The sequence below is a fragment of the Pseudomonas sp. OTU5201 genome (assembly GCF_038440135.1).
Lineage (GTDB): Bacteria > Pseudomonadota > Gammaproteobacteria > Pseudomonadales > Pseudomonadaceae > Metapseudomonas > Metapseudomonas resinovorans.
Genome location: NZ_JASATC010000001.1, coordinates 203,492 through 228,528, shown reverse-complemented (window position 1 = coordinate 228,528; position 25,037 = coordinate 203,492). Strand labels below are relative to the sequence as shown.

20 protein-coding genes are annotated in these 25,037 nt (G+C 64.7%); 12 read left to right on the top strand and 8 right to left on the bottom strand.

All coding sequences use genetic code 11. The features are described 5' to 3' along the window. Nucleotides 1-154: 154 nt before the first annotated feature. From ccoP to ccoN, 4 genes are read right to left on the bottom strand one after another with little or no spacing between them, the layout of a single operon-like run. Nucleotides 155-1,090, bottom strand: coding sequence for a cytochrome-c oxidase, cbb3-type subunit III (gene ccoP / locus AAHM40_RS01115; protein ID WP_342243049.1), 936 nt, complete (start codon nt 1,088-1,090; stop codon nt 155-157). Further along, nucleotides 1,087-1,254 carry a CcoQ/FixQ family Cbb3-type cytochrome c oxidase assembly chaperone gene (locus tag AAHM40_RS01110; RefSeq protein ID WP_028630900.1) on the bottom strand — a complete coding sequence of 56 codons (168 nt, stop codon included), beginning with the start codon at nt 1,252-1,254 and terminating at the stop codon, nt 1,087-1,089. The genes ccoP and AAHM40_RS01110 overlap by 4 nt, the downstream gene beginning before the upstream one ends. A gap of 4 nt (nt 1,255-1,258) precedes the next feature. Further along, entirely contained in the window at nt 1,259-1,870 is a 612-nt protein-coding gene (gene ccoO, locus AAHM40_RS01105) for a cytochrome-c oxidase, cbb3-type subunit II (protein WP_342243048.1), read from the bottom strand. After that, entirely contained in the window at nt 1,870-3,306 is a 1,437-nt protein-coding gene (gene ccoN, locus AAHM40_RS01100) for a cytochrome-c oxidase, cbb3-type subunit I (RefSeq protein ID WP_028630898.1), read from the bottom strand. The genes ccoO and ccoN overlap by 1 nt, the downstream gene beginning before the upstream one ends. A 108-nt stretch (nt 3,307-3,414) precedes the next feature. On the opposite strand from ccoN, the gene AAHM40_RS01095 reads away from it, so the two are divergent. Continuing rightward, entirely contained in the window at nt 3,415-4,044 is a 630-nt protein-coding gene (locus AAHM40_RS01095) for an alpha/beta family hydrolase (RefSeq protein WP_342243047.1), read from the top strand. Between the two features lie 103 nt (nt 4,045-4,147). On the opposite strand, the gene AAHM40_RS01090 is transcribed toward AAHM40_RS01095, so the two are convergent. After that, nucleotides 4,148-5,713, bottom strand: a complete 1,566-nt coding sequence (locus AAHM40_RS01090; protein ID WP_342243046.1) for a methyl-accepting chemotaxis protein — start codon at nt 5,711-5,713, stop codon at nt 4,148-4,150. 628 nt (nt 5,714-6,341) lie between these two features. On the opposite strand from AAHM40_RS01090, the gene AAHM40_RS01085 reads away from it, so the two are divergent. The 9 genes from AAHM40_RS01085 (at nt 6,342) to AAHM40_RS01045 (ending at nt 18,831) form a co-directional block, all read left to right on the top strand. Next, nucleotides 6,342-7,652 carry a nucleotide sugar dehydrogenase gene (locus tag AAHM40_RS01085; protein WP_342243045.1) on the top strand — a complete coding sequence of 437 codons (1,311 nt, stop codon included), beginning with the start codon at nt 6,342-6,344 and terminating at the stop codon, nt 7,650-7,652. 75 nt (nt 7,653-7,727) lie between these two features. Continuing rightward, nucleotides 7,728-9,209, top strand: a complete 1,482-nt coding sequence (locus tag AAHM40_RS01080) for a glycosyltransferase family 2 protein (RefSeq protein ID WP_342243044.1) — start codon at nt 7,728-7,730, stop codon at nt 9,207-9,209. Nucleotides 9,210-9,274: 65 nt separating this feature from the next. Continuing rightward, nucleotides 9,275-10,453, top strand: coding sequence for an alginate biosynthesis protein Alg44 (locus AAHM40_RS01075; RefSeq protein ID WP_342243043.1), 1,179 nt, complete (start codon nt 9,275-9,277; stop codon nt 10,451-10,453). Continuing rightward, complete coding sequence (locus AAHM40_RS01070; protein WP_342243042.1) at nt 10,450-11,829, top strand: alginate biosynthesis protein AlgK; 1,380 nt, start codon at nt 10,450-10,452, stop codon at nt 11,827-11,829. Before AAHM40_RS01075 ends, AAHM40_RS01070 begins: the two co-directional genes overlap by 4 nt. 2 nt (nt 11,830-11,831) lie before the next feature. Next, a complete protein-coding gene (locus tag AAHM40_RS01065; protein WP_342243076.1) occupies nt 11,832-13,271 on the top strand; it encodes an alginate export family protein in 1,440 nt (479 codons plus the stop codon). Nucleotides 13,272-13,285: 14 nt separating this feature from the next. Beyond that, on the top strand, nt 13,286-14,806 hold the full coding sequence (gene algG / locus AAHM40_RS01060) for a mannuronan 5-epimerase AlgG (protein WP_342243041.1): 1,521 nt from the start codon (nt 13,286-13,288) through the stop codon (nt 14,804-14,806). A gap of 4 nt (nt 14,807-14,810) precedes the next feature. Beyond that, nucleotides 14,811-16,196, top strand: a complete 1,386-nt coding sequence (locus AAHM40_RS01055) for an alginate O-acetyltransferase AlgX-related protein (protein ID WP_342243040.1) — start codon at nt 14,811-14,813, stop codon at nt 16,194-16,196. Next, nucleotides 16,193-17,281: a mannuronate-specific alginate lyase gene (locus AAHM40_RS01050; protein WP_342243039.1), complete on the top strand. Its 1,089-nt coding sequence runs from the start codon at nt 16,193-16,195 to the stop codon at nt 17,279-17,281. Before AAHM40_RS01055 ends, AAHM40_RS01050 begins: the two co-directional genes overlap by 4 nt. A gap of 104 nt (nt 17,282-17,385) precedes the next feature. Next, on the top strand, nt 17,386-18,831 hold the full coding sequence (locus tag AAHM40_RS01045) for a mannose-1-phosphate guanylyltransferase/mannose-6-phosphate isomerase (protein WP_342243038.1): 1,446 nt from the start codon (nt 17,386-17,388) through the stop codon (nt 18,829-18,831). A gap of 51 nt (nt 18,832-18,882) precedes the next feature. On the opposite strand, the gene acnA is transcribed toward AAHM40_RS01045, so the two are convergent. Next, nucleotides 18,883-21,573: an aconitate hydratase AcnA gene (acnA, locus tag AAHM40_RS01040; protein ID WP_342243037.1), complete on the bottom strand. Its 2,691-nt coding sequence runs from the start codon at nt 21,571-21,573 to the stop codon at nt 18,883-18,885. 214 nt (nt 21,574-21,787) lie between these two features. On the opposite strand from acnA, the gene rlmM reads away from it, so the two are divergent. After that, nucleotides 21,788-22,837, top strand: a complete 1,050-nt coding sequence (gene rlmM, locus AAHM40_RS01035; RefSeq protein ID WP_342243036.1) for a 23S rRNA (cytidine(2498)-2'-O)-methyltransferase RlmM — start codon at nt 21,788-21,790, stop codon at nt 22,835-22,837. Here the strand turns inward: rlmM and AAHM40_RS01030 are convergent. Further along, the gene (locus AAHM40_RS01030; protein ID WP_171016566.1) at nt 22,832-23,002 is read right to left on the bottom strand and encodes a hypothetical protein; all 171 of its coding nucleotides are present in this window, start codon (nt 23,000-23,002) and stop codon (nt 22,832-22,834) included. The two genes, rlmM and AAHM40_RS01030, sit on opposite strands and share 6 nt — an antisense overlap. Nucleotides 23,003-23,041: 39 nt before the next feature. Then, a complete protein-coding gene (locus AAHM40_RS01025) occupies nt 23,042-24,607 on the bottom strand; it encodes an alpha/beta hydrolase (RefSeq protein WP_342243035.1) in 1,566 nt (521 codons plus the stop codon). Between the two features lie 146 nt (nt 24,608-24,753). Between AAHM40_RS01025 and tusA the strand changes: the two genes are divergently transcribed. After that, nucleotides 24,754-24,993 (top strand): sulfurtransferase TusA, encoded by a 240-nt coding sequence (gene tusA, locus AAHM40_RS01020; RefSeq protein ID WP_028630883.1) that lies wholly within the window; start codon nt 24,754-24,756, stop codon nt 24,991-24,993. Nucleotides 24,994-25,037: the final 44 nt, after the last annotated feature.

Sequence of the window (25,037 nt, the reverse complement as noted above, 5' to 3'; positions counted from 1 at the left end):
GACACTGGGTCGCACTATATAAAAGAAGGGGTGGACACTTCCTTGTGTCCTTGGCACCCGGCTCAGGGTGCCGTTTTGCGCGGCATGCAGTTCGGCTGGAGGGCCTGGCTGCGTGGTTGGAGCGACGCGTCCTTGCGCCACCCCGACTTCTTCACTACTTGATGGCCAGATCCTGGTCTTTGTGAGACAGGCTGTAGATATAGGCCGCCAGTATGTGAACTTTGTCCTGGCCAAGGTACTCCTGCTGGGCCGGCATCTGGCCGTTGCGGCCGTAGCGGATGGTCTGCTGCAGTTGGGCCAGGCCCGAGCCGTAGATCCAGCCGGCGGGGTGGGTCAGGTCCGGAGCACCCATGGCCGCAGTGCCCTTGCCGTCGACACCGTGGCAGGCAACGCAGGTAGTGGCGAACAGCGACTTGCCGGACTCCAGGTCTGCTTTGGTGCCTTCCGGCAGTTTCAGGCCGGCCAGGTCTTTGCGGACATAGGCAGCGACGTTCTTCACACCCTCGTCACCCAGCACTTCGCCCCATGCCGGCATGGCGGCCATACGGCCGTGCAGGATGGAAGCCTTGATGGTTTCCGGTTCGCCGCCCCAGCGCCAGTTGCTGTCGGTGAGGTTGGGGAAGCCCAAGGCACCCTTGGCGTCCGAGCCGTGGCAGATGGAGCAGTAGGTGGCGAACAGGCGGCCGCCCATCTTCAGGGCTTGCGGGTCCTTGGCTACGTCCTCGATGGACATGGCGGAGTAGCGGGCGAAGATCGGGCCGTACTGTTGTTCGGCCTTGTGGACTTCGCGCTGCCATTGGGCTTCCTGGGTCCAGCCGTCGGTGTAGCCGGGGAAAATCCCTTTCCAGTTACCCAGCCCCGGGTAGAGCACCAAGTAGCCTGCGGCGAAGATCAGGGTGCCGACGAACAGCAGGAACCACCACTTGGGCAGCGGGTTGTCGTACTCCTCGATGCCGTCAAAGGCGTGGCCCATGGTCTTGTCAGTGGTGCCCTGGGACTCGCCCTTTCGAGTGGCGAAGATCAGCCAGAGCAGCGCCAGTAGGGTGAAGATGGTGAGCAGGGAGATGTACCAGCTCCAGAAAGTGGTCATGCGCGGGTGCTCCTAGAATCGTTCCGGTCGTCGTCGGCGAAGGGCAGGTTCGCGGCTTCGTCGAAGCTGGCCTTGCGCTTGCCGCTGTACGCCCAGCAGATCACGCCAAGGGTGGCGATCAGCACCAGCAGGGTGCCGAGGCCACGCAGGGTTCCGATGTCCATGGCCTTACCTCTTGTTCTTCAGGCTGGTGCCCAGCACTTGGAGATAGGCGACCAGGGCATCCATCTCGGTCTTGCCCTTGACCGCCGTCTGGGCGCCCGCAACATCCTCGTCGCTGTAGGGCACGCCGAGGGTCTGCATGGCGCGGAGCTTGGCTGCCGTGTCCTTTCCGTCCAGCGTGTTCTCCACCAGCCAGGGGTAGGCGGGCATCTTCGACTCGGGCACTACGTTGCGCGGGTTGTAGAGGTGCGCGCGGTGCCAGTCGTCGGAGTAGCGGCCGCCAACGCGGGCCAGGTCCGGGCCAGTGCGCTTGGAACCCCACAGGAAGGGGTGGTCCCAGACGCTTTCACCCGCGACGGAGTAGTGACCATAACGCTCGGTTTCGGCGCGGAAGGGGCGGATCATCTGCGAGTGGCAACCGACGCAGCCTTCGCGGATGTAGATATCGCGGCCTTCCAGTTGCAGGGCGGTGTAGGGCTTCATGCCTTCCACCGGGGTGTTGGTCACGTCCTGGAAGAACAGCGGCACGATCTGCACCAGGCCGCCGATGCTCACGGCCAGGATCATGAACAACGCCAGGAGGCCGACGTTCTTCTCGAGTTTTTCGTGCTGTTTCATCAGTGGGCTCCTTGCGGGATCTGCGCGGCGGCATCGTACTCAGCAGGGTCGGAGGCCTTCGCAGTACGCCAAGTGTTCCAGGCCATAAGGAACATGCCACTGAAGAAGATGGCACCGCCGATCACCCGCACGACGAAGCCGGGGTGGCTGGCTTCGAGGGCTTCGACAAAGGAATAGGTGAGGGTGCCGTCTTCGTTGACAGCGCGCCACATCAGGCCCTGGGTGATGCCGTTGACCCACATGGAGGCGATGTAGAGCACGGTGCCGATGGTGGCCAGCCAAAAGTGGGTGTTGATCAGGCCGGTGCTGTACATCTGCTCGCGACCGAACACTTTCGGGATCAGGTGGTACAGGGAGCCGATGGACACCATGGCGACCCAGCCGAGGGCGCCGGCGTGTACGTGGCCGATGGTCCAGTCGGTGTAGTGGGAGAGCGCGTTGACGGTCTTGATGGCCATCATCGGGCCTTCGAAGGTGGACATGCCGTAGAAGGCCAGGGAAACCACCAGGAAGCGCAGGATGGGGTCGGAGCGCAGCTTATGCCAGGCGCCGGAGAGGGTCATCATGCCGTTGATCATGCCGCCCCAGCTCGGCGCCAGCAGTACCAGGGACATCACCATGCCGAGGGACTGTGCCCAGTCCGGCAGGGCGGTGTAGTGCAGGTGGTGCGGACCGGCCCAGATGTACACCGCGATCAGCGCCCAGAAGTGCACGATGGACAGGCGATAGGAGTAGACCGGGCGTTCGGCCTGCTTCGGCACGAAGTAATACATCATCCCCAGGAAGCCGGCCGTAAGGAAGAACCCCACGGCGTTGTGGCCGTACCACCACTGGATCATGGCGTCGGTGGCGCCTGCGTAAAGGGAGTAGGACTTGGTCAGGGTGACCGGGATTTCCAGGTTGTTCACCAGATGGAGAATCGCCACGGTGAGGATGAAGCCACCGAAGAACCAGTTGCCCACATAGATGTGCTTGGTCTTGCGCTTCATCACGGTGCCGAAGAACACGATGGCGTAGCTGACCCAGACAATGGTGATCAGGATGTCGATCGGCCACTCCAGCTCGGCGTATTCTTTCGAGCTGGTCCAGCCCATTGGCAGGCTGATGGCGGCCAGCACGATCACCAGTTGCCAACCCCAGAAGGTGAAGGCGGCGAGCTTGTCGGAGATCAGGCGGGTCTGGCAGGTACGCTGCACCGCGTAGTAGCTGGTGGCGAACAGCGCGCATCCGCCGAAAGCGAAGATCACCGCGTTGGTGTGCAGTGGGCGCAGTCGGCCGAAGCTCGTCCAGGGAAGGTTGAAGTTGAGTTCCGGCCAGGCCAGTTGTGCGGCTATGAGAACGCCGAGCCCCATCCCGACGATTCCCCAGACCACCGTCATGATGGCGAACTGGCGGACCACCTTGTAGTTATAGGCGGTACTGCTTGCTGTGCTCATGTTATGGGCTTCCGTCCACGGTTTTTGGATTGCGCGGCAAGCATGGTGAAAGCCCATTGGGCGACTATTGATCTGGATCAATCGTCCACAAACGACGGAGAAGTCTGAATGCTGTTGTGGAACAGGCCTGACGGCCCGGTTTCGTACACCCTTATCCTGGCCCATGGCGCCGGTGCCCCGATGGACAGTCCGTTCATGGATGACATCGCGCAAAGGCTCGCCGCTCGTGGCGTTGCGGTGGCGCGCTTCGAGTTTCCGTATATGGCTGCACGGAGGCACGACGGACGTCGCCGACCACCCCATCCCCAGGCCTTGCTACTGAGTTGCTGGCGGGAGATTCATGCCGAGGTGCGACAGCAGGTCACAGGACCGTTGGCCGTGGGTGGCAAATCCATGGGGGGGCGCATGGCGAGTCTGCTGGCAGATGAATTGGGCGCTGATGCGCTGGTCTGCCTGGGTTATCCCTTCCATGCCGTTGGCAAGGTGGACAAGCCTCGTGTCGCCCATCTTGCGGACCTGAAGACTCCGACCCTGATCATCCAGGGTGAGCGCGACCCCATGGGCGATCGCCCCACGGTTGCGGGCTACAGGCTCTCAGGTGCCATTCATCTGTGCTGGCTCGCTGCCGGGGATCACGATCTGAAGCCGCTGAAGGCCTCCGGGATTACCCATGAGCAGCATCTGGACAGCGCGGCGGACGCCATAGTGCGATTCCTGGCGGGACCGGTCCAGGAATGAGAAGGACGCCGTCTCAGGCTGTGCGAAAACTGCAGCGCTCGGTGATGCTGAGCGTCGCTCGTGACGGCCTCACACAGCCTGGTCTGGCGCCCCGTTGATTGCTTCAGCGATTGAACCTGTCCACCAGGGAGTACTGCCCCTGCGCCGTGTGGGTCAGCTCTTCGCTCAGCATGGCCGTGCGCTGGGCCTCGCCTGAGGTCTGGTCGGCCAGGTGGGCGATGCTGCTGATGCTCTGGTTGATCTGCTCGGCCACCGCGCTCTGTTCCTCGGTCGCTGCGGCGATCTGGTCGGCCATGTCGGCGATGTTGGCCACCGCTTCGCTGATGCCCACCAGCGCCTGGTCCGCCTGGAGTACGCGCTCGACGCCTTCGTCCGCCTGGCGACGGCCATGCTCCATGGTGTGCACGGCTTCCTCGGCGGTCTTCTGCAGCTGGGCGATGAGTTGATGAATCTGCCCGGTGGATTCCGCCGTGCGCTGGGCGAGCTGGCGCACCTCGTCGGCCACCACGGCAAAGCCACGGCCCATTTCGCCGGCGCGGGCAGCCTCGATGGCCGCGTTGAGCGCCAGTAGGTTGGTCTGGTCGGCGATGCCCTTGATGACATCCACCACGCCACCGATCTCGTTGCTGTCCTGGGCCAGTCGCGTGACGGTCTCGCCGGTTTCACCCACTGACGCCGAGAGACGCTGGATGGCCTCGCGGGTTTCGGCGGCGATGTTGCGGCCCTCGCTGGTCAGGCGGTTGGCTTGCTGGGTGGCATCGGCGGTGCGCTGCACATTGTTGGCCACTTCCTGGGTGGTGGCGGCCATCTGGTTCACCGCAGCGGCCACCTGCTCGGTTTCCACCCGCTGGCGTTCCAGGCCTTCGGAGCTGTTGTGCGCCAGGGTATCGGCCTGGCGAGCCTGTTGGGTGAGGTGCTCTGCGGTGTCCTGCAGGCGGGTCAGGCAGGTCTTCAGCCGCGCTTCCTGGCTGAGCATGGCCATTTCCAGGCGTGCCTGGACGCCGCGGCTGTCGGTGTACATCTGCGCGATCAGCGGGTCGGAGGTGGTCTGTTCGGCCAGGCGCAGCAGACGCTTGATCCCACGGTTCTGCCACGCCAGGCCGATCAGGCCCAGGGGCACCGACAGCAGGGCGGCGAGAAGGAAGCCCCAGTGGGAGTTCAGCCAGGTGCCGATCAGGAAAGCGATCTGGCTGATGAGGATGAAGGGCAGCCAGTCCTGTACCACCGGCAGCCACTTGTCGCGGCTGGGGATGGCGGCCTTGCCGGCATTCAGGCGCTGATAAAGGGCTTCGGCGCGACGCACCTGTTCGGCGGTCGGCTTGATCCGTACTGACTCATAGCCGGTGACCTGGCTCCCTTCGAAAATGGGCGTGACATAGGCATTCACCCAGTAGTGGTCGCCGTTCTTGCAGCGGTTCTTCACCACTCCCATCCACGGACGTCCCTTTTTCAGGGTCGCCCACATATGAGCGAAGACCGCAGACGGTACGTCCGGGTGGCGCACCAGGTTGTGAGGCGAACGAAGCAGTTCGTCGCGGCTGAAGCCGCTGATGTCGATGAAGGCTTCGTTGGCATAGGTGATGACGCCTTTGCTGTCCGTGGTGGAGATCAGGCGTTGTTCGATCGGGAAGCTGCGTTCCCGCTGGGTTACAGGTTGGTTATTTCTCATGGTGTCCTTCCGCAAGGCTTACTGCTTATATCGGCATCCGCGCACTTAGGTTGAGCCTTTTCTTTTTGCGACAGTCTATCCGGATTCTGTCGCCACCTACCCCAAATTTCCCTGCCTGCCTCACGCCCCGATAGCGATTTCGAAGTCGTGCAAGTTTTTGACGCGGATAATCTGGCGAACTTTTCTTTTCCTTTGATGAATATCTATAAAACGCAGTGTTCTGTTTTTGGCGGCATATATATGGCGCACTTTAGGGTTTTCATTGGTGTCTATCAATGGAACTTGCGGGTGCATTTTTTGGCTTGAAAAGACTGCCCTGCATGGTTTTGGTGCTTGCTTTGATTTTGGGTGAAGGCTGCGTGGTGCTTGGCTTGTAGGGTAATTGCTTGTTTTTAATTGGTTATTAAATTTGAAACTTTAAGATGCTTTGGTAGTTGTGCGGATGGCATTCGATTTGCTCAGTTGAAATTGTCTTTCGCAATACGGCTGTCGTGCTTTCTTGACGTCGTGAATCCGGTCCCCGGTCATTCGCGAAGAATCCTGCCGTGCCTTCGAGTCTTGTTCGGGCTGGACGCTCGCAAGTCAGTCGCGAGGTCGGCCCTGGTCGTTCGCCTGGGGGGATCGTGTAATGCGCATCAGCATTTTCGGATTGGGGTACGTGGGGGCCGTTTGTGCCGGTTGCCTGTCGGCGCGGGGGCACCAGATCGTCGGGGTGGACATCGCCCCGTTGAAGATCGAGATGATCAACCAGGGCAAGTCGCCCATCGTGGAACCGGGGTTGGGGGAGTTACTTAAGCAGGGTGTGGCCAGTGGGCGCCTGCGCGGCACCCTGGATGTGCGTGATGCGGTGCTGAGCACCGACATCTCCTTCATTGCCGCGCCAACGCCGAGCAAGAAGAACGGCGACCTGGACGTTTCCTACATCGCCCAGGTCTGCGAGCAGATCGGCAGCGTGCTGCCGGAGAAGACGACTCGCCACACAGTGGTGGTGCGCAGCACGGTACTGCCCGGCACGGTGATGAACGTGGTCGTCCCGATGCTGGAGAAGTCCTCGGGAATGAAGGCCGGTGTCGATTTCGGCATCGCGGTGAATCCCGAGTTCCTTCGTGAGAGCACTGCGATCAAGGATTACGACTACCCCGCCATGACGGTCATCGGGGAGCTGGATTCGCAATCCGGAGATCTGCTGCAGGCCATCTACAGCGAGCTGGACGCGCCCATCATCCGCAAGAGCGTCGAAGTAGCGGAGATGATCAAGTACACCTGCAACGTCTGGCACGCAACCAAGGTCACCTTTGCCAACGAGATCGGCAATATCGCCAAGGCCGTGGGTGTCGACGGCCGCGAGGTGATGGAGGTGATCTGCCAGGACCACAAGCTCAACCTCTCCAAGTACTACATGCGCCCAGGCTTCGCCTTCGGTGGCTCCTGCCTGCCCAAGGATGTGCGTGCGCTGACCTATCGCGCCGGCCAGTTGGACATCGAGCATCCATTGCTGCACTCGATCATGCGCAGCAACCGGGTCCAGGTCGAACGTGCCTTCGACCTCATTGCCGGCCATGAAAAACGCCGTGTCGGGCTCCTCGGCCTGTCCTTCAAGGCCGGTACCGATGATCTGCGCGAGAGCCCCCTGGTCGACCTGGCCGAGATGCTGATCGGCAAGGGTTACGACCTGCACATCTACGACCAGAACGTCGAATACGCACGGGTCTACGGTGCCAACAAGGACTACATCGAGTCGAAGATCCCCCACGTGTCATCCCTGCTGCGCGCCGACCTGGCCGAGGTCGTGGAGCAGGCCGACGTCATCGTTCTCGGCAATGGTGACCAGCAGTTCGCCGGACTGCTGGACAAGATGCCGGCGGGCAAGACGGTGATCGACCTGGTGGGGTTCATGAAGTCGCGCAGCGGCGCGGGCATGGAAGGTATCTGCTGGTAGCCAACGGACCGGACGCCAAGCCCCGGAGCCGGTAAGGCGACGGGGTCGGGGAGCGGCGTTCCAGGGGGGATGCGAATGGATGGCTTGGCGAGCAGTCTGCGCGAGGGCGCCGGCTGGATGTTCTTCTGCACTGCACTGATGCTGCTGGCGCTGGCCATGCCGCAATCGGTGTTCGATCCAGAGTCGCGGGATTTCCTGCTGCTGCTGGGCGCCGTGGGCATCTGGCGCTATTCCATGGGCGCGATCCACTACCTGCGCGGCATGCTGTTCCTCTATGTCGTGTTCCCTTGGTACCGGCGCCAGGCGCGCAAGCTGGGTGAGTCCGCCGCCCCGTCCCATGTGTTCCTGCTGGTCACCAGTTTTCGCATCGACGCGCTGACCACGGCCCAGGTCTACCGCTCGGTGATCCAGGAGGCCATCGACTGCGGCTATCCGGCCACCGTGGTGTGCTCCCTGGTGGAAATGTCCGACGAGCTGCTGGTCAAGAGCCTCTGGCAGAAGCTCGATCCGCCTGCGCGCGTCAGCCTGGACTTCGTGCGCATCGCCGGTACCGGCAAGCGCGATGGCCTGGCCTTCGGGTTCCGCGCGATCTCCCGGAGGCTACCGGACGAGAACGCGGTGGTGGCCGTGGTAGACGGCGATACCGTGCTCACGCCTGGCGTGGTGCGTCGGACGGCGCCCTATTTCAAGCTGTTGCCCCGGGTTGGCGGGCTCACCACCAACGAGTTCTGCGAAGTGCGTGGCAGCTACATCATGAGCGAGTGGCACAAGCTGCGATTCGCTCAGCGCCACATCAACATGTGCTCCATGGCCCTGTCGCGGCGCGTGCTGACGTTGACCGGGCGGATGTCGGTATTCCGTGCCCAGGTGGTTACCAATCCCGGTTTCATCGCCGATGTGGAGAGCGATCACCTCGACCACTGGCGGCTCGGCCGCTTCCAGTTCCTCACCGGTGACGACAAGTCCAGCTGGTACAGCCTGATGCGCCTGGGCTACGACACTTTCTACGTGCCGGATGCCGCCATCAACACCGTGGAGCACCCGCCGGAGAAAAGCTTTTTCAAGGCCAGCCGCAAGCTGATGTTCCGCTGGTATGGCAACAACCTGCGGCAGAACTCCCGCGCCCTGCGCCTGGGACCGCGCCGCCTGGGCTGGTTCACCTGCCTGGTGCTGGCCGACCAGCGCGTGGCGATGTGGACCAGCTTGCTGGGACCGGCCGTCGCGATCATTGCCAGCCTGAAGTACGGCATCCAGTTCCTGCTGATCTACCTCCTCTGGATCGGCCTGACCCGGCTGGCACTGACCCTGCTGCTGGTGGCCTCCGGGCACCCGGTCGGGCCGGCCTATCCGCTGATTCTCTATTACAACCAGGTGCTCGGCGCCCTGGTGAAGGTCTACGTCTTCTTCCGGCTCGACCGGCAATCCTGGACGCGGCAGAACACGCGGCTGGATCGCGGGCTGGCGAGCTTCCAGAACGGGTTCAACACCTGGTCCTCCAGGGCCATGACCTTTTCTGCGGCCAGTGTCTTCCTGGCCGTGCTCATGAGCGTTGTGTAAGGGGGTGGGGTGGCTGAAGGGCCGGCCCTGCAGGGGACAAAACCGTTTCGCAAAGGAAGGGAATGATGAGTACAGCCACGGGTGTTGCCAGCAATGCCAATATCGTCCATGAGTCCGAGGCCCAGCGGCAGTTTGCGCGCCTCAAGATGCCGGCCAAGGTGCGCTTCCTTGGCCCCAATCGCGAAACACTGGAAAGCGAGCTGCTGGATCTTTCCGCTGGCGGCTTCAGCTTCCGGGATACGACTCACCCGCTGAGCGTAGGGGGGCACCACAAGGGCAAGCTGGTGTTCCAGGTCGACGGGCTGGGCATGGCCATCGACGTCGAGTTCCAGGTGCGGTCGGTGCAGGACAGGGGGGCACGCGTTGGTTGCGAGTTCCACAATCTGCGCCCTCGCGAGGTGGCCGCGCTGCGCTACCTGATCACCGCCTACACCAGCGGTGAGATGGTGACCGTGGGCGACATGCTCAACACCTTGCAGCGCGACAACTTCGCCAAGGCACGCAAGGGGCGGGATGGCGGTGCCAGCATGGGCTTCTTCGGTCGCCTGCGCGCCTTGAGCTTCAGCCTGATGATCTTCCTCGTCGGCGTCGGCGCCTTCACCTACATCCTCAACCAGCTCTATCAGCTGTACTTCGTCACCCATGCCGACTCAGCCATGGTCAGCCTGCCTAGCCAGACCGTCAGCATGCCGCGCGAAGGCGTGGTGCAGGCCGCGTTGGTGAAGGTCGGCGGAGAAGTGGCCAAGGGTGCGCCCCTGGCTACGTTCAGCGCGACCATGCTCGACGTGCTGAAGAACAGTCTGCCGGAAGGCCAGATGACCCCGGACAACATCGAGAGGCTCTTCAGCAAGACGCTGCAGGGCACCCTCACCAGCCCCTGCGACTGCCGCGTCGTGGCCCAACTGGTGGGCGATGGCCAGCCGGCCGGCAAGGGAGCGCCGGTGTTCGAGCTGTTGCCCCTGCAAGGGCAAGCCACGATCGAGGCGCGCTTCCCCTACAAGACCTTCGCCAAGGTGCAACCCGGCGCCGAGGTGCGTGTTCAGGTGGCCGGTGAGAGTACATCGCGCACCGGGCGAATCAGTACTGTGTCCCTGCAGCAGGGCGGATTGGCCTCGGACCTGAGGGTTTCCGTTCTCACCGACGATCCCTTGACCACCGACATGGCCGGGCGCCCGGCGGAAGTGGTCATCGACGGCCTGCCCGGCAACTTGCTGCTGGACAAGGTCATGGCGGCCGGCAAATGAAAGTCGTACGCCTGGCCCTGATGGGCTGCGGCCTGCTCGCGGGCTGTGCCGGGCTGCCCGACCAGCAGCTGGCGCGGGAAGCGCTGCTGCGGGGTGATACGGAAACCGCCCGGCAGAACTTCCAGGCTCTGGCCGGCATGGGGTATCCCGAGGCGCAGACGGCGTTGGGCGACATGGCAGTGGGCAGTCGCGACCCTTCGCGCCTGGCCGAAGCCGAAACCCTCTACCGCCAGGCCGCGACCCGTTCGGTACGGGCGCAGTCGCGCCTCGGCCGGCTGCTGTCGCGTCAGGGCAGCGCCAGCGACGCGCAGCTCAAGGAGGCCGAGACGCTCCTGAGCCAGTCCATCGCCCAGGGCGAGTACAGCGCCGTGGTGCCGCTGACGCTGCTCTACCTGAGCTACCCGCAACTGTCGCCGGACCTCGATCCGCAGCAACAGGTGAACGACTGGCGCGCCAGCGGTATTGCCGAGGCCGAACTGGCGCAGATTCTCATCTACCGCAGTCAGGGCGCCTACACCGTGCACCTCGCCGAGGTGGAGGCCAAGTGCCAGGCGCTGCTGGCGGTTCAGGACATCTGCTACGTCGAGCTGGCCACCGTCTACCGGCTGCGTCATCAGCCGGCCGTGCTGGAACAGTTGCTGGCAAATCTGCGCGATGCCCACGCGGCAGGGCGTGTGGCGCCCGCGCGGGTGGAGTCCGTGGCCCTCACACTGGCCGATCCGACCATTCCGGCTCCGGCCGAGCTGAGCCAGGCCAAGGCCTTGCTGGTGGATGTCGCGCCGGGCTACCCGGCTGCCTGGTCGTCCCTGGGCAAACTGCTCTACGACTACCCGGCGCTCGGCAGCAGCGAGGACATGCTCGCCGCCCTCGAACGCGGTCGAGCGGCAGGCGACAGCCGCGCCGAGCTGCTCACCGGGCGCCTTTACTACGACGGTCGCGCGCTTGCGCAGGACCCGCACCAGGCCGAAGCCCACCTGCTGAAGGCGGCGCCCGAGCAGCCGGCGGCGAACTTCTACCTGGGTCAGCTCTATCGCCGTGGCTATCTGGGGGACGTCCGTCCGCAACAGGCGGTCGACCGCCTGCTGCTGGCCGCGCGAGCTGGCCACGGCAGCGCCGACCTGGCCCTGGCCCAGCTGTTCAGCGAGGCCCGTGGCGTCAAGGTTAACCACGTCAACGCCTACGTATTCGCCCGGATCGCCGCCCGCCAGGGACGTCCGGAAGCGGCCGCCCTGGTGGTGGGTCTGGAACCGGCCATGACGGCTGCCGAGCGCCAGCGCGCCGCCGAGCTCCTGCGGGAAGAGCAGGGCGCGCGGCAGGTCGACCCGGCACGCCTGGCCCGAATTAAACCGCTGCACAATGGTATGGACCTGCTATGAAGATGACGCACTGGATGGGGGGCATCCTCGGTGGCTCATTGCTGAGCGGCCAGCTGTTGGCGGCCACGGCGGAGGAGCCGCGCAGTTTCGGCCTGGATATCAAGTTCACCGCGCAATCGGAGGACGATCGTGATCTCGGCACCCGGCCAGGAGGCGACGTGCAGGGCCTGGGTGTCGACGTGCGTCCCTGGCTCTTCGGGCTCTGGGGTGACTGGAGCGCCTACGCGATGGCGCAGGGCGTGGCCGCCACCGACACCATCGAGACCGACACCCTGGAGTCCGACAGCATCGTCGCCGACAGCGAAGGCGGCAGTGATGCCCGCGAGGCCGACAAGAGCTACCTGGCGCTGCGTGAGTTCTGGGTGGACTACGGCGGGCTCACCGCGTACCCCGGCGAACACCTGCGATTCGGCCGGCAGCGCGTGCGCAGCGATGAAGGCACCTGGTGGGATACCCATATCGAGGCGCTGCACTGGGTGTTCGACACCACCTTGCTCAAGGCTAATCTGGGCCTTGCCGAGCGCTACAGCGAGTACCGTACCGACATCGACGACCTGGCTCCCGAAGACGAGGACCGCCAGCACCTGTTCGCCGGAATCTCCACCCAGTGGGCGCCGGGCCACAGCCTTGGCGCCAAGCTCCACCACAGCCGCGATGATGGCGACCTGGCCGGCGTCGGCGAAACCGTGGACGAACTGACCAAGACCCAGACCGGCGATCTCACCTGGCTGGGCCTACAGGCCGATGGCGACTACTTCAACCCGCGTAGCACGCTGCCCCTGAACTACTGGGCGCAGGCCATCTGGCTCACCGGTGACCAGGACAGCGTCACCCAGAGCTCGGCCAGCGGCCTGCCCCTGGTCACCGGCGAACGCAGCGGTGATCTGGATGCCTGGGCGGTGGACCTGGGGCTGCGCTGGAACATCGACGGCCAATGGAAGGCCGGCGCGGCCTACGCCAGGGGCAGTGGCGGCACGGATTCCAACAGCGAAGATTCCGAGCAGTTCGTGCAACCAGGGCTGGAGAGCAACCGTTCCAGCTTCACCGGCACGCGGACTCGCCTGCATCGCTTCGGCGAGGCCTTGCGCGGCGAACTGACCAACATCCAGATGGCGACCCTCTACGGCTCCCTGGCGGTGCGCGAGGACTACGACGCCAGCCTCGTCTACCACCGCTTCTGGAGACTGGAAGACGACCTGCCCACTGGAGATTCCGGAATCAGCGCCACTCTGGTGAACGGCGAGAAGGACCTGGGGCAGGAACTCGACCTGGTGGCCACTTACTACATCAAGGGCGGCCTGGTGCCGCCGGGGCTGGACTGGGTGGACGAACCTTCGGCACTGGTCCGCGTGCGGCTGGGGCTGCTGTTCCCTGGTGATGCCTACGAAGACGCGGACTCCACCATGCACCGCGCCTTCGTCGACTTCATCTGGCGCATTTGAGGGAGGGGCGGGAGATGCAAGGGATGATCAAGTCCGGAGTCGCATTGGCCGCGTGCCTGGCCAGTGCCCTGGCCGGCGCGGAAATACTGGCCGGCGGCTACCGGCTCAGCGCCGAAGCGGGCGAACCGCTGGAGATTGCCGCGCCGGCGATGCCGGATCTGTCCGTTTTCACGGCTGCGGCGGCGGAGGCCAGGATTCAGCGCAAGCCGGAGGGCCGCGCGGTAATCAAGGAGATGCTGCATGAAGACGTACTGGACGAGTTCATCGGCGGCGAAGAGCGCCTGAAGGAATGGGTAGTGCGCCAGAAACGCATGCCCCGCGCCATCTTCATCGAGAAGGGCTACATGAACACCGCCGCGCTGGCCAGGCAATTGCCCCGGGAGGTGTTCGCCGAAACCGCTCCTGGCGTCTACCTGGCGCGGCTGCCGATCATCGTGCGACCCGGCGCCACCCTGCACATCGACCGCGAGACACGCGAACTGCGGCTGTCCCAGGAGGCCGGTGCCTTCCTGGTCAACGACGGGCGGGTCTTCATCATCGGCACGCGGGTCAGTGCCTGGCGCGAGACCATCGGCGAGCCGGCGTTGTGGCGCGACGGCAAGGAGTTTCGGCCTTACTTTCTCGCCTGGGGTGGCACCGAGACCTATGTGGTCGACAGCGTGATCCAGAGCTTCGGCTACGACGCCAGCAAGGCCTACGGATTCTCCATCTCGCAGTACAGCCCGAGCATGGCGCCAAAGATGAAGCGCTCACGTCCTACCGGCTGGTTGCTCAACTCGCGCTTCATCGACATGTGGTACGGCTTCTACTGCTACGAAGCGGACGACGTGGTCATCCTCGGCAATACCTACGAGGACAACATCGTCTACGGCATCGACCCCCACGACCGTTCGCGGCGGCTGATCATTGCCGAGAACGAGGCATTCGGAACGAAGAAGAAGCACGGGATCATCATCTCCCGCGAGGTCAACGACAGCTGGATCATCAACAACCGGTCCCATCACAACAAGCTGTCAGGCATCGTCCTGGACCGCAGCAGCGTCAACAACGTCGTCGCCTACAACGAGACCTACAAGAACGAAGCGGACGGCATCACCCTCTACGAAAGCCCGCGCAACCTGCTCTGGCACAACCGCAGCATGAACAACGAGCGGCACGGCATACGCGTGCGCAACAGCCTGGATGTCCGCCTCCAGGGCAACCTGCTGGCAGCCAACAAGCTCACCGGCATCTACGGCCACATCAAGGACCTGCGCGGTACCGATCGTGACCTGGAAGAAGACCCCTTCGACCCGCGCGTGTCCCTGCGCATCGTTGGCGACCAACTCGTCGGCAATGGCTCCAGCCCCATCGCCATCCATTCCCCGACGCGGCTGGAACTCTACCGGCTGAGCATCCTGGCGCCGCAGAAATCCTCGGGGATTTCCTTCAGCGGCCTGCTGGGCGAACACCAGGCAGAAATCATGGACATTCTGCTGCGCCAGCAGCGGGCGGTGCTGATTGAGCCCGCCGGCAGCCTGGCCAGCAAGGAGTGAAGCGATGAATCGAGCCACATGCGTGGTCGCGGCGACTCTTCTGGCCGCTGCCAGCGAGCTGCGCGCCGCGCCGACCTATGAGGCGCAAGCCTGTTGCAACCTGTGCCCGGCGGCGGCCAGCCTCGAATCGGCCCAGCCGGGCCTGGCGGAACTCGGTGCCCTGCTGGAGGCCCGTGATGGCTGGTTGTTCAGCCGTGCCCAGGACCTGCGTACAGAGTTCGGCCTGGACGACTACAGCTACAAGCAACTCAGGCGCTTGCGCAACGCCCTCAAGCACAACGGCACCGAGCTGCTGGTGGTCTACCAGCCCAGTCGCGGACTGCTCCATGGCGAAAAACTGCAGCCGGCCGACCTGTTGCGATTCGACCAGGCCGGGGCGCGCGAAAACTACCGCGCGACCCTCGCACGCCTGCGCGAGCTGGACATCTGGGTTCCGGACCTGGCCAGCCTGCTGGAAGCCCGGGCCGACATGCCGGACTACTACTTCAAGGGCGACCAGCACTGGACGCCCCAGGGGGCGGAGCGCACTGCGCGGCTGGTGGCCGATACGGTGCGCGGCATTCCGTCGCTGCAACACCTGCCCCAGGCGCGTTTCGCCAGCCAACCCAGTGGCTTGATCGGGCGCAGCGGTTCACTGCAGAAGGCCGCGCAGCTGGCCTGCGGCACGGGTTATCCGCGTCAGTTCGTCCAGGGCTATGTCACCCGTCCCTTGGAGTCGGGCCAGGTACCGGCTGCCGAAGTGGTGCTGGTGGGCGGCGGGAACGCTGACGATGGCTTCAACTTCGCCGGCTTCCTCGAGGAGAACCTGGAGACGCCGGTGCACAACGCATCCCAGCCGGGGGGCGGGCATGCGGCTGCACTGATGGCGTACCTCATGAGCGATGACTACCGGCAGCGGCCACCGAAACTGCTGATATGGGAGATGGACGATGCCGACAGCCTGACCCAGCGCAATTTCTACCGACAGACCATCGCTGCGGTGGGGGACGGCTGCACGGGCCGGCCCGCGTTGCTGCAGGGGCGAGCCAGCCTGGCGGCCGGTAGCCACCAGGTACTGTTCAATGGTGCCGACGGCGTACTGCCGATTCAAGGCAGCGACTACCGGATCGACCTGCAACTGGACGACGCGAGCGTGCAGCAACTGGCCGCCACCCTGACCTTCATGAACGGTCGCCAGGAGAATCTGGTGTTCCTGCGCGGCCCGGGACCGGGGCGCTTCCTGCTGGAGCTGCGCGAGGACGCTGACTGGGACGAACTCACCTTCCTCTCTCTCAATGTCCAGGCGTTGCCAGGTGGCGGTGACGGGCAGCTCAGCGCGCGCCTGTGCAAGGCGCGCAGCGACGAGGCGCGGCCGGAGCTGCGCACCGCACAGGCCGGAGCCGGATCGTGAAGGCCTGGATCGCGGTGCTGGCAAGCCTGGTGCCAGTCCTGGCCGGCGCCACCGATCTGGTTCCCCCCGGGGGCTACTACCTGCCGGCAACGCTGAAGAAGGGCGAGGCGGAAACCTGTCCAGTGGTGGCCAGGCCTTACGTGGGCGACCTGATGATTCCGAGCAAGTACGAGGGCTCCGGCCCGGCTCGGGACCAGTTGAACAAGGCATCCAACGCCCGCTACCAGGCCCAGGCCGAGCAGATCCGCGTACTCGAGAAGATGGTCAACAAGCAGGTGGCTGCCTGGTTGCGGCTGGGGCGCGAAGGGCACCTCGACTGCGCCTTGGAATGGCTCGGCCAGTGGGCAGCTGCCGAGGCGCTGCTGAGCCGGGAGTACACCCATACCGGCAAGTCCATGCGCAAGTGGGCCCTGGGCAGCATTTCGTCGGCTTATCTGCGGTTGAAGTTTTCCCGATCCCAGCCCCTGGCCGGACGCGAGGCGCAAACCCGCCCCATTGAGGCTTGGATCGGCCGGCTCGGCCAGCAGGTGGTGGCGGACTGGCGCGACCAGCCGCTGGAGCGCCTCAACAACCATCAGTACTGGGCCGCCTGGGCGGTGATGGCCGCTTCGGTCGTGGTTGATCGTCGCGACCTGTTCGACTGGTCCGTGGCGCAACTGCGCATCGGCGTCTCGCAGGTCGATGCGGAGGGCTACCTGCCCAACGAGCTGCGCCGCGAGACGCGCGCCCTGGCGTACCACAACTACAGCATGGGCCCGCTGATGATGATGATGGCATTCGCCCAGGCCAACGGCATCGACCTGCGCGCGGACAATCACCGGGCGATCCAGCGCCTGGCCACGCGCGTGGAGCAGGGCATCGAGAACCCACGGCGCTTCGAAGAGAAGACCGGCTTCAAGCAGGAGCTGGAAGACCTGCAAGAGGACGGCAAGTTCGCCTGGCTGGAACCCTATTGCGCGCTCTACCGCTGCGCGCCCAGCACCGAAGAGTGGCGCCGCTCCATCGAGCCGCTGAAAACCTACCGGTTGGGTGGTGACATCACCCAGCTGTTCGCCACGCCACCGCAGGTGGGCGAGCGCGACTGAAGCATGCGTTTCCCCGGCACAGGACGTGCCGGAGGCTTGATCCGGCCGGTCGTCGGGAAGACGGCGCGGCCCAGGTGGATTCGAGGGTTGAGAGGAGAGCAGGCATGATTCCAGTGATTTTGTCCGGTGGCAGTGGTTCGCGACTCTGGCCGCTGTCGCGCAAGCTGTACCCCAAACAGTTCCTGGCCCTGGCCGGTGAGCACACGCTGTTCCAGCAGACCATGCAGCGCCTAGGTGGCGACGGCATCGAACGACCGATCATCGTGTGCAACCAGGAGCACCGCTTCATCGTCAACGAGCAGTTGGCCGGTATCGGCATGACCGCCCAGGGCATCCTGCTGGAACCTTTCGGTCGCAACACGGCACCGGCAGTGGCCATTGCCGCCCTGCGGATGCTTGCCGAAGGCCGCGATGAACTGCTGCTGGTGCTGCCGGCCGACCACGTGATCACCGACCAGGGTGGGCTGCGCCAGGCCCTGGAGATCGGCCGGGCGGCCGCGGAGGACGGCGAGTTGGTGCTGTTCGGCATTCCCGCCGAACGCCCCGAGACCGGTTTCGGCTACATCAAGGCCGCACGTGGCGAAGAGGGGGCGGAGCTGCAGCCGGGGGCGTACCGGGTCGAGCAATTCGTCGAAAAACCGGACAGCGGCCGCGCCGCCGAGTTCGTGCGCAGCGGCGGTTATTACTGGAATAGCGGCATGTTCCTGTTCCGCGCCAGCCGCTATCTGGACGAGCTGCGCAACCATGAACCGGACATCTACGACACCTGCGTGCTGGCGCTTGAGCGCAGCAAGGTCGAGCGCGACGTGCTGCGCATCGATGCCGGCACCTTTGAGTGCTGCCCGGAGAACTCCATCGACTATGCCGTGATGGAAAGAACCTCCCGGGCCTGCGTGGTACCGCTCAGCGCTGGCTGGAACGATGTGGGGAGTTGGTCGTCCCTCTGGGAAGTCCACACCAAGGACGGCGATGGCAACGTGCTCAAGGGCGATGTGCTCACCCACGACAGCCGCAATTGCTATGTCCACGGCAACTCCAAGCTGGTCACGCTGCTGGGCCTGGAGGACGTGGTGGTGGTGGAAACCCGTGATGCGGTGATGATCGCCCACAAGGACAAGGTGCAAGAGGTGAAGAAGCTGGTCGGCGCACTGGACGCCTGTGGCCGCCAGGAAACCCAGAGCCACTGCCAGGTCTATCGTCCCTGGGGCGGCTACGACTCGGTGGACTCGGGTTCCCGTCACCAGGTCAAGCACATCACCGTGAAGCCGGGGGCGCAGCTCTCGCTGCAGATGCACCACCACCGCGCCGAGCACTGGATAGTGGTGTCCGGTACCGCACGGGTGACCTGTGACGACAAGACCTTCCTGCTCACCGAAAACCAGTCCACCTACATCCCCATCGCCTCGATCCACCGCCTGGCCAACCCCGGCAAGATTCCGCTGGAAATCATCGAGGTCCAGTCCGGTAGCTACCTGGGCGAGGACGACATCGAACGGTTGGAGGATGTCTACGGCCGCAGTGCCCAGGACCTGGGCCTGGTGAAAGGCTGAAAGCGCGTCACGCGGCGCGGCCTGCGCTTTTCCGCGGGCCGCGCCGGGAGGTTAGCCCGCCAGGAGTTGCCGCAGAACGTAGTGGAGGATGCCGCCGGCCTTGAAGTACTCCACCTCGTTCTGGGTGTCGATGCGGCACAGTAGTTCAGCTTGCTCCTTCGAGCCGCCATCGCGGGTGATTTCCAGGTGCAGGTCCATGTGTGGGCGCAGGCTGGCGCCGTCCAGGCCGCTGATGGTCAGGGTTTCCTTGCCGGTGAGGTTGAGGGTCTTGCGGTCGACGCCCTCCTTGAACTGCAGGGGCAACACGCCCATGCCCACCAGGTTGGAGCGGTGGATACGCTCGAAGCTCTCGGCGATTACCGCCTTGACCCCCAGCAGGTTGGTGCCCTTGGCCGCCCAGTCGCGGGAGGAGCCGGTGCCGTATTCCTTGCCGGCGACTATCACCAGCGGCGTGCCTTCGTCCTGGTAACGCATGGCAGCGTCATAGATGGCCAGTTTTTCACCGCTGGGCAGGTGCAGGGTGTTCCCGCCTTCCTCGCCACCAAGCATCTCGTTGCGAATACGGATATTGGCGAAGGTGCCGCGCATCATTACTTCATGGTTGCCGCGCCGTGAGCCGTAGGAGTTGAAGTCGGCAGGGGCGACGCCGTGCTCGCGCAGATAGCGCCCAGCCGGGCTGTCGGCCTTGATGTTACCGGCCGGGGAGATGTGGTCGGTGGTCACCGAATCACCGAGCAGGGCCAGGATGCGCGCCTGGTGGACGTCTTCCACTTTCGGCGGCGCACCGGTGATGTCGGCGAAGAAGGGCGGGTGCTGGATATAGGTCGAGTCCGCCTGCCAGGCGTAGGTATCGGATTCGGGCACCTTGATCGCGCGCCATTGCTCGTCGCCGGCGAAGACTTCGGCGTATTCCTTGCGGAACATGGCGGTATCCACCTTCTGGATGGCTGCGGCGATTTCTTGCTGGCTTGGCCAGACATCCTTGAGATAGACCGGCTGGCCATCCTTGCCCTGGCCCAGGGGCTGGCTGGCAACATCCACGCGCACACTGCCCGCCAATGCATAGGCCACTACCAGCGGTGGCGACGCCAGCCAGTTGGCTTTCACCAGGGGATGCACACGTCCTTCGAAGTTGCGGTTGCCCGAGAGCACCGAGGCCACCGTCAGGTCCGCTTGCTGGATGGCCTTCTCGATGGGGTCGAGCAGGGGCCCGGAGTTGCCGATGCAGGTGGTGCAGCCGTAGCCCACCAGGTTGAAGCCGAGCTGGTCCAGATAGGGCGTGAGGCCGGCCGCGCGGAAGTACTCGGTCACTACCTTGGAACCCGGGGCGAGGGAGGACTTCACCCAGGGTTTTCGGCTCAGGCCCTTTTCCACGGCCTTCTTCGCCAGCAGGCCGGCGGCCATCATCACGCTGGGGTTGGAGGTGTTGGTGCAGGAGGTGATGGCGGCGATGACCACGGCGCCATCTTCGAGATTGAAGCGTTCGCCATCGTCCAGCGTCACGCTGGCCTTGCCGGCACCACGTGTGCCGGAGGATTTGAGTTGCAGGTTCAGCAGGTCGTCGAAAGCCCTGGGCACCTGGGGCAGCGGCACGCGGTCCTGGGGGCGGCGGGGGCCGGCCAGGCTGGCCTCGACGCTACCGAGGTCCAGCGAGAGCGAATCGGTGAACAATGGCTCATGGCCAGGTTCGCGCCATAGGCCCTGGGCCTTGCTGTAGGCCTCCACCAGTTGCACGGTTTCTTCCGGTCGGCCTGAGAGGCGCAGGTAGCCGAGGGTGATCTCGTCAACCGGGAAGAAGCCGCAGGTGGCGCCGTACTCCGGGGCCATGTTGGCGATGGTGGCGCGGTCGGCCAGGGGCAGGTCGGCCAGGCCGTCGCCGTAGAACTCGACGAATTTCCCCACCACCCCCTTCTTGCGCAGCATCTGGGTGACGGTGAGCACCAGATCGGTGGCGGTAATGCCTTCACGTAGCTTGCCGGTTAGCTTGAAGCCAATCACTTCGGGAATCAGCATCGACACTGGCTGGCCGAGCATGGCGGCTTCAGCTTCGATGCCGCCGACGCCCCAGCCGAGCACGCCGAGGCCGTTGATCATCGTGGTGTGGGAATCGGTGCCTACCAGGGTGTCGGGGAAGGCGTAGGTGAGGCCGCCTTCTTCACGGGTCCAGACCGTACGGGCGAGGTATTCGAGGTTGACCTGGTGGCAGATACCCGTGCCGGGAGGCACCACGCTAAAGTTGTCGAAGGCCCGCTGGCCCCAACGCAGGAAGGCATAGCGCTCGCCGTTGCGCTGCATTTCGATCTCGACGTTCTCTCCGAAGGCGGCCTGGGAGGCGAAGCGGTCCACCATCACCGAATGGTCGATCACCAGGTCCACCGGCGACAGCGGGTTGATGCGCTGCGGGTCGCCACCGGCCGCCGCGACGGCGGCGCGCATGGCGGCCAGGTCCACCACGGCCGGCACGCCAGTGAAGTCCTGCATCAGCACCCGGGCGGGGCGGTACTGGATTTCCCGATCCGAACTGCGCGGGCCGAGCCATTCGGCCAGGGCCTTGAGGTCGGTAGCATTGACCGTTTCGTCATCCTCCCAGCGCAACAGGTTCTCCAGCAGCACCTTCATCGACATGGGCAGCTTGTCGATCGCACCCAGGCGCTTGGCGGCCTCGGGCAAGCTGAAGTAGTGAAAGGTCTTGCCTGCGACTTCGAGGCTGCGGCGGCAGTTGAGGCTATCCAGGGAAGGCATCGGGATCTCTCCTTGAGGCCCACACGGCATGGGCCGGCTGCTCGTACGGAAGCTAAAACCCTAGCTCCGCTTGGCGGGTCCTGCCACGTCAGCCGACCGGCAGGGTGGGCCGGGCTCCTCTGATGACGCTGTCCGGCTGTAGGAATTTCCTTCCTTTTCTGTGTGAAAACGGGCGTTGCGCAACTATAGTGCGCGCCCAGGAGGAACCCACCCGATGAACACCTTGCTGTTGCACTGCCGCCCCGGTTTCGAGGGTGAGGTCTGTGCTGAAATCGCCGAGCACGCCGCCCACCTCGATGTGGCGGGTTATTCCAAGGCCAAGCCCCATAGCGCCTGCGCCGAGTTCGTCTGCAGCGAGCCCGGCGGCGCCGAGCGGTTGATGCGCAAGGTGCGTTTCAGTCAGTTGATCTTTCCGCGCCAGTGGGCCCGTGGCGAATACGTCGAGCTGCCGGAAACCGACCGCATCGGCGTGCTGTTGGAGGCACTGGCCGGCTACCCGGTGTGCGGCAGCCTCTGGCTGGAGGTGCTGGACACCAACGAAGGCAAGGAACTGTCCACCTTCTGCCGCAAGTTCGAGAAGCCACTGCGCAGCGCCCTGATCAAGGCCGGCAAGCTCAAGGACGACCCGCAACTGCCGCGCCTGTTGCTGACCTTCCGCAGTGGCCGACAGGCGTTCGTCGGCATGGCCGAGTCCAACAACTCGGCGCTCTGGCCCATGGGCATCCCGCGTCTTAAGTTTCCCCGCGAGGCGCCGAGCCGCTCGACCCTCAAGCTGGAAGAGGCCTGGCACCACTTCATCCCCCGCGTCGATTGGGACAAGCGCCTGGCACCTGGCATGACTGCAGTGGATCTGGGCGCAGCCCCCGGTGGCTGGACCTGGCAGCTGGTGCAGCGGGAGATCAAGGTCACCGCCGTCGATAACGGCCCCATGGCGGAGAGCCTGATGTATTCCGGCTTCGTCGAACACCAGCGTGCCGACGGTTTCACCTTCAAGCCGCGCCGGCCGGTGAACTGGATGGTGTGCGACATCGTCGAGAAGCCTGCGCGCACTGCCGCGATGATTGAAACCTGGCTGGGCGAAGGCTGGTGCCAGGAAGCGGTGGTCAACCTCAAGCTGCCGATGAAGCAGCGCTACGCCGAAGTGCGGAAGCTGCTGGCGCGCATTGACGACGGGCTGAAAGGGCGCGGGCTGAAGGTCTTTATCGGCTGCAAGCAGCTCTATCACGACCGCGAGGAAGTGACCTGCCATCTGCGCAGGCTATAGCGCCGGCACTCGCTCCACCCAGTAGCTCTGCTTGTGTCCACGCGCCTGGTACTCCGCTACCAGGCGCTCGGCTTCTGCCCGGGTCAGGCCGTCGCGCAGGACGAACTCGTTGCCGTTGTCATCCAGTCGCTTGACGCACCAGCTGCGCTCGGGGGCTTCGGACATGGCCCGCTCCCATGGGAAAACCTCATGCTGCGCCGCCGTTCACTGGCTGGCCAGTGGCGTCTCCAGGGGGATCAACGCCGGCAGGCGGACCTCCCCCTTGAGCGTGGTCGACTGCGGGCTCCAGGAGCTGTTGAACAAGTACTGGCCGCTGAAACCGCTGACTTTCAGACCCAGCTGTTCGCCGGGCTGGAGCAGGGCGCTGACGGCTGCCAGCTCAACCTGGCGGGCGTTGAGTGGGGTGACCTGTTCGCTGAGCACTTCGAGGCGGCCTCCGGCGCGGCGCACGGCCAGGGAGGCGAACAGCAGCGGTGTGTCGGCGTCGCGCTGCAACTGCAGCCGTGCGGTACCCACCAGTCCACTGACGTTGTCGACCTGGCGCAGCGGGATGAAGCGGGAAGGGCTGAGCCATCCGCTGGTCAGCGGGCGAATGCGCGTCTCCGGCAGGGTCTGTGGCGCCTCCATCTGCGGGGGCTGTTGCAGCGCCAGGCCGTGATCCAGGTCGAGGCTGAGGCAAAGGTCCGGCACGCTGTCGGCGACGCCGGGCCGGCCGCGCAGCTTGTCCTCGTACCAGGCAACCACCGCCTGATAGAGGTTGATGGCGCGGCCACCGCAATGCAGCACGGGCTCGTTGTTGAAGGGTGGCAAGCCGCTCCAGCGCTGCAGGGGCGGCGGCAGGATATGCCCACCCTGCATGCCCAGGAAGCGCACATCGGCGTCGCCCTGATCCAGGCAATCGCGGATGGCCAGCCCCTGGTCGAGGGGGAATAGGGTGTCGCGCAGGCCCTGGATCAGCAGCGCGTCTGCGTGCGGGCGCTGGCCGCGTTGGCAGTAGCTGGAAAGGCTGTGGGACTTGAGCTCCGCCCGTACTTCGGGCGTCATATCGCCGCCGGCGCTCTTCAGGTAAGGCGCCTGGGTGAACTTTCCCAGGTCGTAGCCAGTGGCGATGCCGAGGCCCAGCAGTACGCCAGTCCAGCCGACTTTCATGCGTCCGCCCGGGGCAAGGGCCTCGGACAGGTCGTACCAGGTCGCGATGGGCACTATGGCGTCGATGCGCGGATCTTCCGCCGAGGCCAGCAACTGCACGGCGCCACCATAGCTTTCGCCGAGCATGCCGACACGTGGATCGCCGGGGCGGTCCATGGTCAGCCGCGGCAGGTGGGCGGCGGCCCAGTCGATCACCGCCAGGGCGTCCTGCACTTCGTAACGCGGGTCCATCATCTCGATATCGCCGTCGCTGCCGCCCCAGCCGCGCTGGTCGTAGCTGATCACCCAGAAACCGGCCTGCCAGGCCTTGAGCGCGGCTCGCCCGGACATCATCTGTTGGCCGTAGAAGCCGTCCGGCCCGGTCACCCGCCAGCCGCCCCAGCCGTGGGTGTGAACGACCAGGGGCGCTTGCTCGCCGGGCTTCAGCGCCGGCTGGAAGACGGTGGCGGAAAGCCGGGTGCCGTCCCGGGCGGTGATCACTGTCTCGAAGTGGGTCGCAGGCAGCGCGCGGTCGGTGAGGGTGCTGTAGTCGGGAAGCTGCTCGCGGGCAGCGCAGCCGCCCAGCAGGAGAAGAATGAGAATCAGACTGGTGGGGCGCATCGGATTTCCGCTGGCGGTCATGTTCCGTCCAGCTTGCCCGAGTGAGCGGGCCAGGAACGCCCATCCAAGGTTGTGTGGCGCTGTGGCCGGACGTCGCAGTACGCGTGGCAAGGCTGGGCGGACACTCGGCTTTGCGCCACAATAGCCGCCAGTTTTTGGAGTGCCCCATGTCCCAACAGCCTGATGCCATCCTCGACGCCACCGGCCTGAACTGCCCCGAACCGGTGATGATGCTGCACAACAAAGTGCGCGACCTGCCGGCCGGCGGCCTGCTCAAGGTGATCGCCACGGACCCTTCCACGCGCCGCGATATCCCGAAGTTCTGTGTCTTCCTTGGCCATGAACTGCTGGACCAGTCGGAAGAGGCCGGCACCTACTTTTACTGGATTCGCAAGAAGGCAGATTGATGCCCTTCTGCTTCGCCCCAGGCTCGAACATGAACCCTGCGCGC